This is a genomic window from uncultured Alistipes sp., assembly GCF_910580175.1.
Classification (GTDB): Bacteria; Bacteroidota; Bacteroidia; order Bacteroidales; family Rikenellaceae; genus Alistipes.
The window spans coordinates 78,694-94,451 of sequence record NZ_CAJTXD010000001.1; the positions used below are offsets into that span (position 1 = coordinate 78,694).

The 15,758-nt window shown below is 57.6% G+C and carries 14 protein-coding genes; 5 read left to right on the forward strand and 9 right to left on the reverse strand.

All coding sequences use genetic code 11. The features are described 5' to 3' along the window. Positions 1–62 precede the first annotated feature (62 nt). Genes QZ298_RS00355 through QZ298_RS00380 form a run of 6 tightly spaced genes read right to left on the reverse strand, consistent with a single transcriptional unit; the run spans position 63 to position 5,976 of the window. Entirely contained in the window at positions 63–623 is a 561-nt protein-coding gene (locus tag QZ298_RS00355) for an FAD synthetase family protein (RefSeq protein ID WP_296004542.1), read from the reverse strand. A gap of 4 nt (positions 624–627) precedes the next feature. Then, the gene (locus QZ298_RS00360) at positions 628–1,275 is read right to left on the reverse strand and encodes a redox-sensing transcriptional repressor Rex (protein ID WP_296004544.1); all 648 of its coding nucleotides are present in this window, start codon (positions 1,273–1,275) and stop codon (positions 628–630) included. A 6-nt stretch (positions 1,276–1,281) separates the two neighbouring features. Beyond that, a complete protein-coding gene (locus QZ298_RS00365) occupies positions 1,282–3,138 on the reverse strand; it encodes a LysM peptidoglycan-binding domain-containing protein (RefSeq protein WP_296004546.1) in 1,857 nt (618 codons plus the stop codon). A gap of 2 nt (positions 3,139–3,140) precedes the next feature. Beyond that, positions 3,141–3,911, reverse strand: coding sequence for a 3'-5' exonuclease (locus QZ298_RS00370; protein WP_296004548.1), 771 nt, complete (start codon positions 3,909–3,911; stop codon positions 3,141–3,143). Positions 3,912–3,921: 10 nt separating this feature from the next. Continuing rightward, a complete protein-coding gene (gene dnaN / locus QZ298_RS00375; protein WP_296004550.1) occupies positions 3,922–5,046 on the reverse strand; it encodes a DNA polymerase III subunit beta in 1,125 nt (374 codons plus the stop codon). A 51-nt stretch (positions 5,047–5,097) separates the two neighbouring features. Then, positions 5,098–5,976, reverse strand: a complete 879-nt coding sequence (locus QZ298_RS00380) for a nucleoside phosphorylase (protein WP_296005123.1) — start codon at positions 5,974–5,976, stop codon at positions 5,098–5,100. Between the two features lie 123 nt (positions 5,977–6,099). Here QZ298_RS00380 and glmM point away from each other — a divergent pair, with 123 nt between their 5' ends. The 3 genes from glmM to glmS all read left to right on the forward strand — a co-directional run bounded on the left by glmM (position 6,100) and on the right by glmS (position 10,794). Beyond that, complete coding sequence (gene glmM, locus QZ298_RS00385) at positions 6,100–7,488, forward strand: phosphoglucosamine mutase (RefSeq protein WP_296004551.1); 1,389 nt, start codon at positions 6,100–6,102, stop codon at positions 7,486–7,488. A gap of 13 nt (positions 7,489–7,501) precedes the next feature. Beyond that, positions 7,502–8,863 (forward strand): dipeptidase, encoded by a 1,362-nt coding sequence (locus tag QZ298_RS00390; protein ID WP_296004554.1) that lies wholly within the window; start codon positions 7,502–7,504, stop codon positions 8,861–8,863. Positions 8,864–8,949: 86 nt separating this feature from the next. Continuing rightward, a complete protein-coding gene (gene glmS, locus QZ298_RS00395; protein ID WP_296004556.1) occupies positions 8,950–10,794 on the forward strand; it encodes a glutamine--fructose-6-phosphate transaminase (isomerizing) in 1,845 nt (614 codons plus the stop codon). A 126-nt stretch (positions 10,795–10,920) separates the two neighbouring features. Here glmS and QZ298_RS00400 read toward each other — a convergent pair whose 3' ends face one another. Continuing rightward, the gene (locus QZ298_RS00400) at positions 10,921–11,619 is read right to left on the reverse strand and encodes a DUF2461 domain-containing protein (RefSeq protein WP_296004557.1); all 699 of its coding nucleotides are present in this window, start codon (positions 11,617–11,619) and stop codon (positions 10,921–10,923) included. After that, complete coding sequence (glyA, locus tag QZ298_RS00405; RefSeq protein ID WP_296004559.1) at positions 11,613–12,893, reverse strand: serine hydroxymethyltransferase; 1,281 nt, start codon at positions 12,891–12,893, stop codon at positions 11,613–11,615. Before glyA ends, QZ298_RS00400 begins: the two co-directional genes overlap by 7 nt. 149 nt (positions 12,894–13,042) lie before the next feature. Between glyA and fabG the strand changes: the two genes are divergently transcribed. Both fabG and QZ298_RS00415 read left to right on the forward strand, forming a co-directional pair. Further along, a complete protein-coding gene (gene fabG / locus QZ298_RS00410) occupies positions 13,043–13,789 on the forward strand; it encodes a 3-oxoacyl-[acyl-carrier-protein] reductase (RefSeq protein ID WP_296004560.1) in 747 nt (248 codons plus the stop codon). A 492-nt stretch (positions 13,790–14,281) separates the two neighbouring features. Beyond that, on the forward strand, positions 14,282–15,154 hold the full coding sequence (locus tag QZ298_RS00415) for a PorV/PorQ family protein (protein ID WP_296004562.1): 873 nt from the start codon (positions 14,282–14,284) through the stop codon (positions 15,152–15,154). Positions 15,155–15,218: 64 nt separating this feature from the next. Here the strand turns inward: QZ298_RS00415 and QZ298_RS00420 are convergent, their stop codons facing one another. Beyond that, positions 15,219–15,707, reverse strand: a complete 489-nt coding sequence (locus tag QZ298_RS00420; RefSeq protein WP_296004564.1) for a low molecular weight protein-tyrosine-phosphatase — start codon at positions 15,705–15,707, stop codon at positions 15,219–15,221. Positions 15,708–15,758 lie beyond the last annotated feature (51 nt).

Here is a 15,758-nt window from a genome sequence, read left to right on the forward strand (position 1 = left end):
TGCTCCGATCCGGAATTTGTTTTTGGCAGCCCGGGGGCATCGCTGCCGTCTTGAGTCTCCGATTATGATTTTCTTATGCTGTGCCCCAGCAGCCGTTCGGCTTCCTCGGCTCTGCCTTCGTCGAGCAGGCGGCGGATGACCGTGGAGCTGACATGGCGGTCGTCGACGCGGCATTCGGCTACCCGTACGACCCGGATGATGCCTTGGGCTTCGATTTCGTCTGCGCCGATCCGGTCGTGGCCGAACCGGTGGTTGTAGCCTACGATCAGCGTCTCGGCCCCCACCGTCCCGCAAATGTAGCGTTCGATGAATTCGCGGCCCGAAAGTGCGCTGAACGAGCGGTCGAATGGGATCACGATCAAGTTATCCACGCCGATTTGGGCCAGCAGTTCGATCTTTTCGTCGAGCGGCGTCAGCAGACGCAGCCCGTAGGCGCGGCCCAGCGCTATGCGCGGATGGGGTTCGAATGTCAGCACCACGCTTTCGCCGCCGGTCGCACGGGCTTCGTCCGTCAGCCGTTCCAGCAGGGCGCGATGTCCCGCGTGCACGCCGTCGAACGACCCGATCGTCGCGGCGGCGCGTCCGAAGTCCGGAAGCGAGGCGAAGCCTTGGAAGATGCGCATCGGATCAAGGATTCGAGTTGTCGTTTTCCTTGACCAGGTAGGCGACTTTTTCCAGCAGGGTCGTGATGTCGTAGTTCTCCACCACGATGCCTTGCGGGAAGTTCAGCGGCGTGGAGGTAAAGTTCAGCACCCCCTTGATGCCCGCATTGATGATCGGCACGACCAGCTGGGGCGCGACTTTCGTCGGCGACGAGACGATCACGATCGAAATGTCCTTGTTCTCGACCATGCTTTCGAACGCATTCATGTGGTAGCACGGAATGCCGTCGATGGTCTTGCCCACTTTTTCGGGGTCGATGTCGAACGCCGCCGTGATCTTCAGATTCAGTCCCTTGCCGTTGAAATATTTCGTAATGGCCTGGCCCAGGTGTCCCATGCCCAGTACGGCGATGTTCATCGGGGTCGGGCTGTCCAGGATCTTGCCGATGTAGTCGATCAGCACCTGGACGTCGTAGCCTTTCTTCGTGTCGCTCGAAAATCCGATCAGCATCAGGTCGCGACGCACCTGCACGGCCGTGATTCCGTGGATGCCGGCCAGCACATGCGAGAAGATGTGCGTGATGCCCTGGCGGTGGCTCGCCAGCAGCGTACGGCGGTATTCGCTCAGGCGTTCGATGGTTTTTTCGGGAATTCCGTTGTTCAAAGTTCCCATGTCGTTCTATTCGATGGTTATGGTAAAGTCGGATCGATAGTCCACCCGAGTCCAGTTGCTGTTGATGTGGGTATGGCGCCCTTCTCCCTGGCGGAAAATGTAGGAGGTTTGCAGCGGCGTGTAGCGGCGGCCTTCCAGATCGTATTCGATGTCGTTGTACATCGCCGGGGCAAAGATCATGGCCGTGTCGTAGCCGCGGTAGGAATAGAGCGTAGGCAGGGCGCCGAACGCACGGATGTAGGCTCCGTCGAACATGACCACCTTTTCGGTGTCGCGCTTGGCGTGGTAGGTCGGGATGAATACTACCCTGTCCTTGAAGAACATCGTCCGGTCGATGCTGTTGTAGCGGTTCCAGCGCGCATTGCCCAGCACTACGAAGTCGGGCACCGTGTTCGTGCGGGTGGTAATGCTGGTGTCGGCCGAAGCGATCGCCGCCAGAATCCGATCCACGTCGATTTCGTTGTCCGCCATGATGACGAACACGTTCTGCTTGTCGTTGTGCAGCAGACGCGTCAGGTCGGCCGGGCTGACCGAATAGGGGCCGCGGCGGGCGATGTCGTTGGGGTGTTCGTATCTGTATTTGTGCGTGCGGTATTCCTTGTCGCCCAGCAGGGCCAGAATTTCCGCTTCATACTCTTCATCGGTGTTGTCCGTGTAGATTAGCGTTACCTTGCGGTCTCCGCAGAGCAGTTCCGCCGCCTTTTCATATTTGGTCGTCGGGTCGGGCGCCAGCTGGAACAGCACGTCGCTGTTCATGCGTTCGATATGAGCCAGGGGCGATACCACCGGAATCCCTTTCTGCTCGGCGAACCGCACTACCGGGTAGATGCCTTCTTCGTAAATCGGCCCGACGATCAGGTCGGCTTTTCGGAATTCGTCGGTTTCCACGATTTCTTCGATCTTCTTCGGATTGCGGCCCGTGTTGAAAAGCGTCAGGTCGACCGACCGACCGTGCCGCAGCTTTACGCTGTCCAGCCCCAGGAGGAACCCTTGGTAGAATTCGATGTAATTGTTGTTTACCGTGCTGTCTTCTTTGATCAGCGGCAGCAGCAGGGCGATGTTCAGGGTCTGGGACGGGTGCAGGGCGCGGAATTCGACTTCCTCGACCTGCCGGTCGGCGAACGGATCGGGTGCCTGGGGCTGCGGAGTGTCGGTGCCCAGCGTGTCGGCATCGGGGTGTTGCGTTACGGCGGCTTGGGCCGGAACCCGAAGCATGGCCCCGGCTTTCAGGTCGGCCGGTTGCAGGCCGTCGTTGAGCTGCGACAATTCGGCTTCGCTGATCCCGAAGCGCCGGGATAGCGAGTAGAACGTCTCGCCCGGTGCTGTGATGTGGTAGGCATCGCCCGGAGCCGCCACGCTGTTGAGCGAGGCGCGGTAGCGCTCCCATTGGGCCTGGATGTCCGCCGCATCTTCGGAGCCGATCTGCTTCTTGCGGATCAGAATCCGTTCGCCGGGCCGCAGGTGGATCGGGTCGAGCGACGGGTTGTCCTCCATGATGGTGGGAATCGGGATTTCATATTGGCGCGATACGCCGTAGAGGGTTTCGCCCTTGGCTACATAGTGCATGTCGAATTTTTTGCGGAGCTTCTTCTCGGATTGTTGTTCCGCAACGTCGGCAACGAACGGAATTTTCAGACTTGCTCCGGCCTGCAACCCTTCGGCCGCCGACGGATTGTTCGCCACGATCGCCTTTTCGGCCACAGCATAGGTCTTGGCCAGTCCGTAGAGCGTTTCGCCGGGCTGTACCGTGTGGATATAGTATTTCGAACCGTTGATGTAGACGATCGTACCGGATTTCTCGGCCGCCAAGGCGGCGCACAGCCATCCGATCGTAAGCAGAATCGCCGCACAGAATCGTTTCATGGTCATTGCATTTTCTCGCGCATGCGTATTTCCGTAATTACTTTCTTCGTGTAGAGCGGAAAATCGCCGTTCATCATCCAGGCATAATAGCTCGGTTCGATGCGGAACACTTCGGCAACCGAACGCCCCTTGTATTTCCCGAATCCGAATACTTCCTGGCCCTTTTCGTCATAGAGAATGCGCCCGGCATAGTCTGCCGATTCTGCACGGCACGAGTAAGCAGCCAGCGCATCGACATCGTTTTCGAGGTCGTCGTAGCGTTCCAGCTGCGCCTTGAGCACTTCGTAGGTCGCGCGCGTGTCGGCTTCTGCCGAGTGGGCGTCTTCGAGTTCCTTGTCGCAGTAGAATTTGTAGGCCGCCACCAGCGTGCGCTGTTCTTTCTTGTGGAAGATGTTTTGCACGTCGATGAACTTGCGGCGCTTGAAGTCGTCGACTTCGACGCCTGCACGCATGAATTCTTCGACCAGCATCGGCAGGTCGAAGCGGTTGGAGTTGAATCCGCCGAAGTCGCAGCCCCGGATGAATTGTTCCAATGACCGGGCGATCTGTGCGAACTTGGGTTCGCCGGCCACGTCGGCGTCGGTAATGCCGTGTATGGCTGTCGCTTCGGGCGGAATGGGCATTCCCGGATTGATCCGCCGGGTCTTCACGATCTCTTCGCCGTCGGGCATGACTTTGACCATCGAGATTTCGACGATGCGATCTTTCGAGGCGTCTACGCCCGTGGTTTCGAGGTCGAAGAAGACGATCGGCCGCTTCAGGTTGAGCTTCATATGCGCCCGCTTAAGCGTTGATCATCATGGGCATGAGAAGCATCAGCGACGAGTTGGTCTGTTTCTCGTCGTATACCGGCTTGAACACGCCCGCACGGGTCGAGTCGGCCAGTTCCACCATCACGGTCGGGGTCTCCATGTTCGCCAGGATTTCGACCAGGAACGTCGATTTGAAGCCGATCGAAATAGGCTGCCCGTCGTAGCTGCACGAAATGGTTTCGTTGGCCGATACCGAGAAGTCGATGTCCTGCGCCGTGAGTGCGATCTTGTTGTCGGCGATGTCCATGCGGATAAGGTTCGTCGTGGGGTTCGAGCAGACGGCCACGCGTTTGATGCCGTTCAGCAGCTCGATGCGGTCCACCAGCACCTTGTTGGGGTTATTGTCCGGAATCACGGCGTTGTAGTTGGGATAGTTGCCCTCGATGAGCCGGCAGACCAGCGTGTGGCTCTTGAGCTTGAAGAGCGCGTTTTTCGAGTCGAAGGCCACTTCGATGGCGTCGTCTTCCTTGAGCAGCACCGACTTGAGCAGGTTGGCCGGTTTCTTGGGCAGGATGAACGAGGCGTTCACTTCGTTCTCCATTTCCGATTCGTACTTTACCAGCTTGTGGGCGTCGGTGCCGACGAACGTCAGGGCGCCAGGCGTCAGGCTGATGTAGATGCCGTTCATCACGGGGCGCAGCTCGTCGTCGGCCGTCGCGAAGATCGTCTTGTTGATGCCGGCCACGAGCGTGTCGACATCCAGCTTCAATTCTTTCTTCTCGGCGCTGAGCTGCGGCACGGCGGGATAGCTTACAGCGCTGGCACCCGGGATCGAGAGCGAGCCGCTTTTCCAGTTGATCTTGATCTCCCAGTTTTTGTCGTTCACGTCGATCGTCAGCGGCATTTCGGGGAATTCTTTCAGCGAGTCGAGCATCAGTTTGGCCGGTGCGGCGATGGTGCCCTCGCTCTCTACGCTGTCGACTTGAATCGAGCCGACGAGCGTCGTCTCCAGGTCGGAGGTGGTCACTTTGAGTTCGCCGCCTTGGAGTTCCATCAAGAAATAGTCGAGGATGGGCAGCGTATTTTTGTTGCTGATGACTTTACCGGTGGTGGCCAGCAGCGAAAGCAGTGCAGAACTGGATACTGAAAATTTCATACGTTTTCTTCTGTTTATTCTGTTATGGTTTTTTCTCGTTCAGGGTGTTCTTTACAGGGCCGCGAGTTTGTCCAGCGCCATGGCGATCATCTTCTGCACGAACGGTTTGTAGTCCGTGCAGGCGTCCAGCGCGATGCGTTGGGCGATGATGGTGCAGATCGTGGCAGCCCGGTGGCCCATCAGGGCGGCCAGCCCGGCCAGTGCCGAGCCTTCCATCTCGAAGTTGGTAATGCGGCGGCCGTTGAAGTCGAACGATTCGATCTTCTCGTTCAGCCGGGCGTCATGGGGTTCGAGTCGCACCCAGCGGCCTTGCGGTGCATAGAATCCCGGTGCCGCGATGGTCATGCCCTCGACCGTCGAATCCTTGAAGTGTTCGAAAAGCGTCTTGTCCGCATCGATGAAATAGGGACGCGGCATCTTCTCGTACCAGCCGGTGTGTTTCACAAAGGCTTCTTCCAGCTCCAGGTCGCAAACTGCGTCGCGGCCCTTGTAGTAGCTCAGCAGACCGTCGAAGCCCACCGAGGTGCGCGAGAAAAGGAAGTCGCCCACTTTGATGTCGGGTTGTATGGCGCCCGATGTGCCCAGACGCACCAGCGTAAGTTGTTTTTTCTCGGCTTTTTCCTGGCGCGTGGCGAAATCCACATTGGCCAGCGCATCCAGTTCCGTTACCGAAATGTCGATGTTGCCGATGCCGATGCCGGTCGACAGCACCGTCAGGCGTTTACCCTTGTAGGTGCCGGTCACGGTGTTGAACTCACGGTTCGACACGTTGCACTCGATGTTTTCGAAATGTTCGGCTACGAGGGCCACGCGGCCGGGATCGCCGACCAGAATCACGGTGTCGGCCAGTTGCTCGGGGCGAAGGTGGAGGTGGAAAATCGATCCGTCGTCGTTGATTATCAATTCGGAAGCGGGGATGGTACGCATAATTGTCGGTTTTTTGATTTTTATAATTGGCATAAAAGTAATATATTTACATCGAATAACAAAACTTCGACGCGAATTTTTCATTTATTATAGGTATCCGATTTTGTAACAGCAAACCGTTCGAATATGACGCTTATCAAATCCATTTCGGGCATCCGCGGCACCATAGGCGGCTGCACGGGCGAAAATCTCACGCCGCCCGATGTTGTGAAGTTTACTACGGCCTATGCCCGATTCATCGCCCGTGGCCATGCGGGCAAAAAACTTACCATAGTCGTAGGCCGCGATGCCCGGATTTCGGGCGAAATGGTCGCCGATCTGGTCATCGGCACGTTGTTGGCATGCGGGGTCGATGTGATCGACGTCGGTCTGTGCACTACGCCGGGCACCGAGATGGCGGTCATCGACCGCAAGGCCGACGGGGGCATCATCATCACGGCGTCGCACAATCCTCGGCAGTGGAACGCCTTGAAGTTGCTCAATTCCGAGGGCGAGTTCCTCTCCGATGCCGAGGGCAAGTGTGTCCTGGCCTTGGCCGAGGAGGAGAATTTCGATTACCCCGCTGTCGATGGCATCGGTCATGTCGTTTCGCGCGAGGATTTCAATGGCGAGCATATCCGGCGTGTGTTGGCATTGCCCTCGGTCGATGTCGGGGCCGTGCGCAGGCGGCGGTTCAAGGTCGTCGTCGATGCAGTCAATTCGGTCGGCGGCATCGTCATGCCGCGTTTGTTGCGCGAGTTGGGTTGCGAGGTGGTCGAACTGAATTGCGACCCTACCGGCGAATTCGCCCACAACCCCGAGCCGCTGCCCGAGAATCTTACCGAAATCGCCGAGGTCATCGTGCGTGAAAAAGCCGATTTGGGCATCGTGGTCGATCCCGATGTCGACCGCCTGGCGTTCGTCAGCGAGGACGGCAGCATGTTCGTCGAGGAATATACGTTGGTTGCTGTGGCTGATTATATCTTGTCGCACAAGGTCGGCAATACGGTGTCTAACCTTTCCTCGTCGCGTGCTTTGCGCGATGTCACGGAGCGTCACGGCGGCCGATACCATGCCTCGGCCGTCGGCGAGGTAAACGTGGTGGCCAAGATGAAGGAGGTCGGCGCCGTGATCGGCGGCGAGGGCAACGGCGGCGTGATCTACCCCGAATTGCACTATGGCCGCGATGCGTTGGTCGGCACGGCGCTGTTCTTGACTTGGCTGGCTTCGAAAAATACGACCATGACCGCACTGCGGGCCACCTATCCGGCCTACTTCGCTTCGAAGAATAAAATCGCCCTGACTCCGGCGATCGATGTAGATAAAGTGTTGCATGAGGTAAGGGTTAAATATGCAAGTGAAAATGTGAACGATATCGACGGCGTGAAGATCGATTTTGCGGATAGTTGGGTGCATTTGCGCAAGTCCAACACCGAGCCGATCATCCGCATCTATACCGAGGCGAAATCGATGGCCGAAGCCGACGCGTTGGCCCAGCGGTTCATCGCCGAAATCAAAACGATCTGCAACCTCTGAAACTTCGTGCGATATGGACAAAGTAAAACTTTATATAGACCAGAATAAAGATCGTTTTATTAGCGAATTGTTCGAATTGCTCCGCATTCCGTCGATCAGCGCCGTGTCGGAGCACAAGCCCGACATGCAGCGGTGTGCCGAATGGTTGGCCGCCGCGCTGGTCAAGGCGGGGGCCGACCGGGCCGATGTGATGCCTACCGACGGCAATCCGGTGGTCTACGCCGAGAAGATCGTCGACCCCAAGGCGAAAACCGTCCTGGTCTACGGTCATTACGACGTGATGCCGGTCGACCCGCGCGAGGAGTGGCGTACGGAGCCGTTCGAGCCGGTCATCGAGAACGGCCGCATCCGGGGCCGCGGTGCCGACGACGACAAGGGGCAGTTGTGGATGCACGCCAAGGCGTTCGAGGCGATGTGCGCCACCGGTTCGCTGCCTTGCAACGTCAAGTTCATGTTGGAGGGCGAGGAGGAGATCGGCTCGGCCAGTCTTTACGGCTTCTGCGAGGAGCACAAGGAGTTGCTCGCCGCCGACATCATCCTGGTGTCGGATACTTCGATGTTGTCGATGGATACTCCCTCCATAACCTGCGGGTTGCGCGGATTAACTTATATGGAGGTCGAAGTTTCCGGCCCCAACAAGGATTTGCATTCCGGACTCTTCGGCGGTGCGGTCGCCAATCCGGCCAATGTGCTGGCCCGGTTGGTCGCAGGCTTGATCGACGAAAACGGCCGGGTCACGATCCCCGGGTTCTATGACGACGTGCGCGAATTGACCGACGACGAGCGCCGCGCCTTCAACCGGGCGCCGTTCGACATCGCAGAGTACAAGCGTGCATTGCAGATCGGCGACGTCGAGGGCGAAGCCGGCTTCACTACCTTGGAGCGTACGGGCGTGCGTCCGTCGCTCGACGTCAACGGCATCTGGGGCGGTTATACCGGCGAGGGCACGAAAACCGTGATTCCGTCGAAAGCCACGGCTAAGATCTCCATGCGTTTGGTGCCCCACCAGGATTACCGCAAGATCGCCGAGCTTTTCGAGGCGCATTTCCGCCGCATTGCGCCTGCGAGCGTCCGGGTCGACGTTCGCTTCCTGCATGGCGGCATGCCTTACGTCGCCCCCGTCGACATGGCGGCTTACAAGGCGGCCGAACGGGCCGTCGAGGAGAGCTTCGGATGCAAGCCCTTGCCGTTCTATTCAGGCGGTTCGATTCCGATTATCAGCGGTTTCGAGTCCATTTTGGGTATCAAGTCGTTGCTTTTGGGGTTCGGCTTGTCCGAAGATGCGATCCATTCGCCGAACGAGAGTTACGGCCTGGAGCAGTTTTATAAGGGTTTGGAAACTATTCCGCTGTTTTACAAATATTTCGCACAATAGCGTCCGGAGTTCGATGCGAATTCGGGCCTTTTTGCAGGGTAATTCGGATTTTTTTCTTAATTTAGCACCCCAATTATTGAAACCATATGTGCGGAATTGTCGGTTATGTGGGCGGGCGCGATGCTTGCCCGATCCTCCTCAAAGGGCTTCACAGGCTCGAATATCGCGGTTATGACAGCGCCGGCGTCGCGTTGGTCGGCGCCGACGGCGCGTTGAACGTCTACAAGTGCAAGGGCAAGGTGACCGACCTGGAGCATTTCCTCGAAGGTAAGGATCTGTGCGGGTCGATCGGCATCGCCCATACGCGCTGGGCTACGCACGGCGTGCCCAACGACGTCAATGCCCATCCCCATTATTCCGAGTCGGAAAGCATCGCGTTGATCCACAACGGCATCATCGAGAACTATCGGGTGTTGAAGGACGCTTTGATCGAGAACGGCTATACGTTCCGCAGCAGCACCGATTCCGAGGTGTTGGTCAATTTGATCGAGTACGTGCGCCGGACCAACGATTGTTCGTTGCTCGAAGCCGTGCAGCAGGCCCTCAAGCAGGTGGTCGGCGCCTATGCGATCGCCATCATCGAGAAGAGCAACCCCGATGAAATCATTGCCGCGCGTCAGAGCAGCCCGATGGTCGTCGGTCTGGGCAAGGACGAGTATTTTTTGAGTTCCGATGCTGCTTCGATCATCGAATATACCGAGGATTTCGTCTACGTCAACGATGGCGAGATCGCCGTCATCAACCGGCATAAGCCTTTGAAGGTCGTCACGCTCGACAACCACGAAAGCCATGTCGACATCAAGAAGTTGCAGCTTTCGATCTCCCAGCTCGAAAAGGGCGGTTATCCCCATTTCATGCTCAAGGAGATCTACGAGCAGCCCGGTACGTTGATCGACTGCATCCGCGGCCGCATCAATGCCGATACCTACGAGGTCAAACTCTCGGGCGTGATCGACAACCGCAGCAAGTTCGTCGATGCGCGCCGCATCATCTTCGTGGCTTGCGGCACGTCGTGGCACGCGTCGTTGATCGGCGAGCACTTGATCGAGTCGATCTGCCGCATTCCCGTCGAGGTGGAATATGCCTCGGAGTTCCGCTACCGCAATCCCATCATCCGCAAGGATGATATTGTCATCGCCGTGTCGCAGTCGGGCGAAACGGCCGACACGCTGGCCGCCGTGGAGTTGGCCCGCAAGGCCGGAGCGTTCGTCTTCGGCATCTGCAACGTGGTCGGTTCGTCGATCGCCCGCGCCACCGATTCGGGTGCCTACATCCATGTCGGGCCGGAAATCGGCGTGGCTTCGACCAAGGCGTTCACGGGACAGGTAACCGTCATGGCGATGCTCGCCTTGGCCGTGGGCCGCGAGAAGGGCACCGTTTCGGAGGATTACTACCGCGAGGTCTCCAAAGCCTTGCTGGAGTTGCCCGCAACGCTTACCGAAGTGTTGGAGGTGGGCGGCCAGGTCAAGGATCTGGCGAAGATTTTTACCTATGCCCATAATTTCATCTACCTGGGGCGCGGTTACAACTACCCCACGGCTTTGGAGGGTGCACTGAAGCTCAAGGAGATATCCTACATCCATGCCGAGGGCTACCCTGCCGCCGAGATGAAACACGGCCCCATCGCTCTGATCGACGCCGAGATGCCGACCGTGGCGATTGCCACGCCGGATCATACCTATGAAAAGACAGCTTCCAATATCGAGGAGATCAAGGCGCGTGGCGGCAAGATCATCGCCGTGACGGCACGCGGCGACGAGCATGTCCGCAAGTCGGCCGACTACTGCATCGAGGTGCCGGTTATTACCGAGTGTCTCATGCCGATCGTGGTGTCGATTCCGTTGCAGTTGCTGGCTTACTACATCGCCGTTTACAAGGGGCGCAATGTCGACCAGCCGCGCAACTTGGCCAAATCGGTAACGGTGGAATAGCGGGTTGCCCCGTTCTTGAACGCCGGCACGCCCCGAAAACGGGTTCGGGTGTCGTCTGTAAATTACGAATCGCCCCTGCCGCAATCATGCGCAGGGGCGATTTCTTGGTAGTACCGGTGTTTCTTCTTACATCATCTCTTCATAGGCATATTGCACCGCACGGTTGATGATCCCGATGGACTCTTGCGTCTTTCGGAATTCCGCTACGGCCCGTTGCACGAAATTCTCGGCCAGCAAGAATTTTTCATCGATCGGTTGTTCGACGCACCAGTCTTTCTGCTTCAACAGTTCGGCATGTTCGCTGTCGGCCGGAAATCCCTGGGGTATGCGCTTCAGCTTGTTGTCCGTGTTAAGCCGGAACCCTTCGGCTGCACGAATGGCCTTGGCGAACTCTGCACCATTGTCGAGGATTTCCTCGCGTACGGAGCGCAGCAGCGTGGCATCCGGGCAGTAGATGCCCGAAATGAGCATGTGTTCGCCAACCAGCCGGTCGCCTTTCGGGGCGATATGCAGGTAGTAGCCCGCATATCCCGATTTCTTGCCATGCGGCGCCACGAAGATGCCCAGCCAGTTCTTGTAAGGGCTTTTGTCGTTCGAGAAGCGCGTGTCGCGCGCGATCCGGTAGGTGCAGTCTTGCACGCGCAGGCCCTGCACCGAGGGATCGAACGACGCTATGCCGTCGATCAGTTCTTCGGTAAGTTTCGCCGCACGGGCTTTTACATGAGTCCATTCGCTGCGGTGCGCATCGAACCAGTCGCGGTCGTTGTTGTCGCTCAGCCGGCGGAAAAAGTCGATGATCTCCTCCATGTCCGGACGGATTACCATGCAAAGAGCGGATAGTCGGCCATCAGCGCATTGACGTCGCTGCGTACGGCAGCGATGTTCTCCTCGTTTTCGGGGTCGCTCAACACGCGGTCGATCAGTTCGACGATATACCCCATCTTGTCTTCTTTCAGACCGCGGGTCGTGATGGCCGGCGTGCCGAAGCGCAGACCCGAAGTCTGGAACGGCGACCGGCTGTCGAACGGCACCATGTTCTTATTGGTCGTGATGTCGGCCGCCACGAGGCATTTTTCGGCTTGTTTGCCCGTCAGTTCGGGGAATTTCGTGCGCAGGTCGACCAGCATCAGGTGGTTGTCCGTGCCGCCCGAAACGATCTTGTAGCCTCGCTTGGCGAAGGCTTCGGCCATCGCCCGGGCGTTTTTCTGCACTTGTTTCTGGTATTCCTTGTAGTTCGGATCGAGCGCTTCGCCGAACGCCACGGCCTTGGCCGCGATCACATGCTCCAGCGGCCCGCCCTGAATGCCGGGGAAGACGGCCGAGTTGAGAATCTGCGACATCATCTTGACGGCGCCCTTAGGGGTCGTGAGACCCCACGGATTCTCGAAATCCTTGCCCATCAGGATGATGCCGCCGCGCGGGCCGCGCAAGGTCTTGTGGGTCGTCGAGGTAACGATGTGGGCATATTTTACCGGGTTGTCGAGCAGCCCGGCGGCGATCAGCCCGGCCGTGTGGGCCATGTCGACCAGCAGCAGCGCGCCAGCCTTGTCGGCTATTTCGCGCATGCGCTTGTAGTCCCATTCGCGCGAGTAGGCCGAGGCGCCGCCTACGATAAGTTTGGGTTTGCATTCCATGGCCTGGCGTTCCATCGCATCGTAGTCGATGCGTCCGGTCGCCTCGTCCAGCCGATACCCTACGGCCTTGAAATACTTGCCCGACATGTTTACCGGCGAGCCGTGCGACAGATGGCCGCCATGTGCCAGATCGAGCCCCATGAAAGTGTCGCCCGGCTGCATGCAGGCGAAGAATACGGCCATGTTGGCTTGTGCGCCCGAGTGGGGCTGTACATTGGCGTATTCCGCACCGTAGAGTTGGCAGAGCCGTTCGATGGCCAGGTTCTCCACTTGGTCGACCACTTCGCAGCCTCCGTAGTAGCGGGCCGCAGGATAGCCTTCGGCGTATTTGTTGGTCAGCACCGACCCCATGGCTTCCATTACCTGGTCGCTCACGAAGTTTTCGGATGCGATCAGTTCGATGCCGTGCATTTGGCGGCTGCGCTCGGCGGCGATCAACTCGAAAATCCGGGAATCTTTTTTCATTATCGTAAGTTTTTTTGAGTGTTGGCGTTTCGGATGCGTAAAGATAATCAAATTCGACGAAAATAGCCCCGACGAACATATTTAAAATATTTTTCGTACCTTTGTGTCGCTGAAACAAAATGATTCAACGATAAAATAAATTGAAGACTATGAAATTACTCGAAGGAAAGGTGGCTGTCGTGACGGGCGCTGCACGCGGTATCGGCAAGGCCATCGCGTTGAAGTTCGCCGCCGAGGGCGCCGACGTGGCTTTTACCGATTTGGCGATCGACGAAAACGGCAAGGCTACCGAAGCCGAGTTGGCCGCCCTGGGCGTCAAGGCCAAGGGCTATGCGTCGAATGCAGCCAATTTTGAGGAGACCCACAAAGTGATCGACGAGATCGTCAAGGATTTCGGCCGCATCGATATTTTGGTCAACAATGCCGGCATCACGAAGGACGGTCTGATGATGCGCATGTCCGAGGCGCAGTGGGATGCCGTGCTGACAGTAAACCTCAAGTCGGCTTTCAACTTCATCCATGCCGTGACGCCTGTCATGGCGCGTCAGAAGAGCGGTTCGATCATCAACATGTCGTCGGTGGTCGGCGTCAGCGGCAATGCTGGCCAGTGCAACTACTCGGCTTCGAAAGCCGGCATGATCGGTTTGGCCAAGTCGATCGCCAAGGAGATGGGGCCGCGCGGCATCCGAGCCAACGCCATCGCTCCGGGCTTCATCATTACCGACATGACCGACAAGTTGCCCGACGAGGTTAAGGAGGGCTGGTATAAGCAGATTCCTCTGCGTCGCGGCGGCACGCCCGAAGATGTTGCCAAGGTCGCTCTGTTCCTCGCTTCCGATCTTTCGTCGTATGTCAGCGGCCAGGTAATCCACTGCTGCGGCGCGATGAATTGCTAAGGAGCGGTACGAACAGAGAATCAGACACGGAAAGAAGCCGTTAGGCTTTGATTCGTGCAAAAATGCCTGCCAAGTTTTACTTGAGCAGGTATTTTTGTGCGAAGCGTTTCCCGAAAGGAATTTCCGTGTCCGATTCTTTGCCGCCGCGACGACAGCAAACACGGAGCAAAGCGAGGTAATTGCTTGTTGGAGAAAAGCTCCTGGCGAATTTATTCGGGCGGGTGTTTTTTTATATCCGGCCGTAGATGGTTCGGGGATTTTCGTTTGCAGCATGCCGGCATCGAACCGTTAGTTTGCTTTTGCTCTCGCCTTGCACTTTACCGAAGCTGCACTTCGGTTTAGATCGGCTGCGGCTCGGCCATGCTCAAATAAATTTGGCATTGCTCTCGCCTTGCACTATCTTTCCAGAAGATCGGCTGCGGCTCGGCAAAATGCAAACAAGTTTGCTTTTGCTCTCGCCTTGCACTATCTTTGTATCTTCAAAACTTCCGCATGAAACGTTTTTTCCTCCTTTCGATCTTTGTCTCGATTTTTGTCCCGGGGCGTGCGCAGGTGGCACTCCTCCCCTCGCCCGATGCCAAGTCGCTCGGCATGGGCGGTTTGAGCATGACGACTCTCTCCGGGGCGCATGCCATCTACGACAACCCTGCGATGGCGGCTTTTTCTTCTACACCTGCGCAGATCGCTTCTTCTTATTGCGGTGCCGGCGATGCCGATTATTATGCCGTTACCGGATATTGGCGTTTCGATAATTTCAACTTGACGCAGATCGGTTGGCGGCAGTTTCTCCGCGAGCGGGGCAACAACGATATGGCTGTCGATCTGGGTTATTCGCGGCGTATCGGCGACCGGTGGGCCGTCGGCGCCATTACCCGTTATATGCACCTCAAACGTCCGGAGGGTTCGTCCGATGCCCTCGCAGCCGATTTGAGCGTCGGTTGGATGCTGCCGGTGCGGCTCGGTGCTTTCTCCTCGGTGCGAGCCGGTGCCAAATTGAGTAATTTGGGCGGTTATTTCAAGAAGCAGGATTATTCGTTGCCCATGAATTTCACGGTCGGTGCTGCGTTGGATACTTATTTGTCCGATGCGCATGAAATTACCGTCGGTGCCGATTTCGGATATTGTTTTTCTCCTTCGGCCGCGCGCGGATGCCAGGTCGCCCTGGGCGCCGAGTACAATCTGATGCAGCTCGTTCAGTTCCGGGCCGGGTACCACTACGGCGAGCGGCAGGTCGTTCCTTCTTATGCGTCCGTCGGTGCCGGTTTACGGATTTTGCATCTGCGTCTCGACTTCGCCTATCTTTTCGCCGGGAAAGAGACTTTCTTGCACAATACTTACAGCATCAGTTTCGGGTTCGATTTTTGACCGGATGCCGGTGCTTCCGCCCGACGTCGGGCGCTGCGATGTACAGACCTTCAGAGGGACGGATTCATATCCGCCCCTCTTTTTTCAGTGTTTCCAGCAGCCCCGTGCAGCCGTCTTCCAGCATGTCGAGCACCAGTTCGAAGCCTTCGCGTCCTTCGTAGTAGGGATCGGGTACGTAGCTGCGGTGCGGGTGGCGGCGGCAGAATTCCGTCATGCGGTAAATCCGTTCGGCCAGTTCGCGCGACGGGGCCAGCCGATGAACGTTTTCGTAGTTCATATCGTCCATCACGATAATCCGGTCGAAGCGTTCGAAATCTTCTTCGCAGAGGGGCCGCGAGCGGTGCGTGAGCGTCACTCCCCGGCGGGCTGCGGCTTGGCGCATCCGTGCATCCGGCAGTTCGCCCCGATGTCCTGCATAGGTGCCGGCCGAGTCTATTTCGAGCCGGTCGCCGATACCTTCCCTTTCGGCCATATGTCGCATGATCCCCTCGGCAGCCGGCGAACGGCAGATGTTGCCCAGGCAGACGAATAGAATTTTGTATTTATCGGTCATGGCAATGAAGTTTTCGGAATGCGAAGATACGAAAGGCCGGGAGTAAAAGCA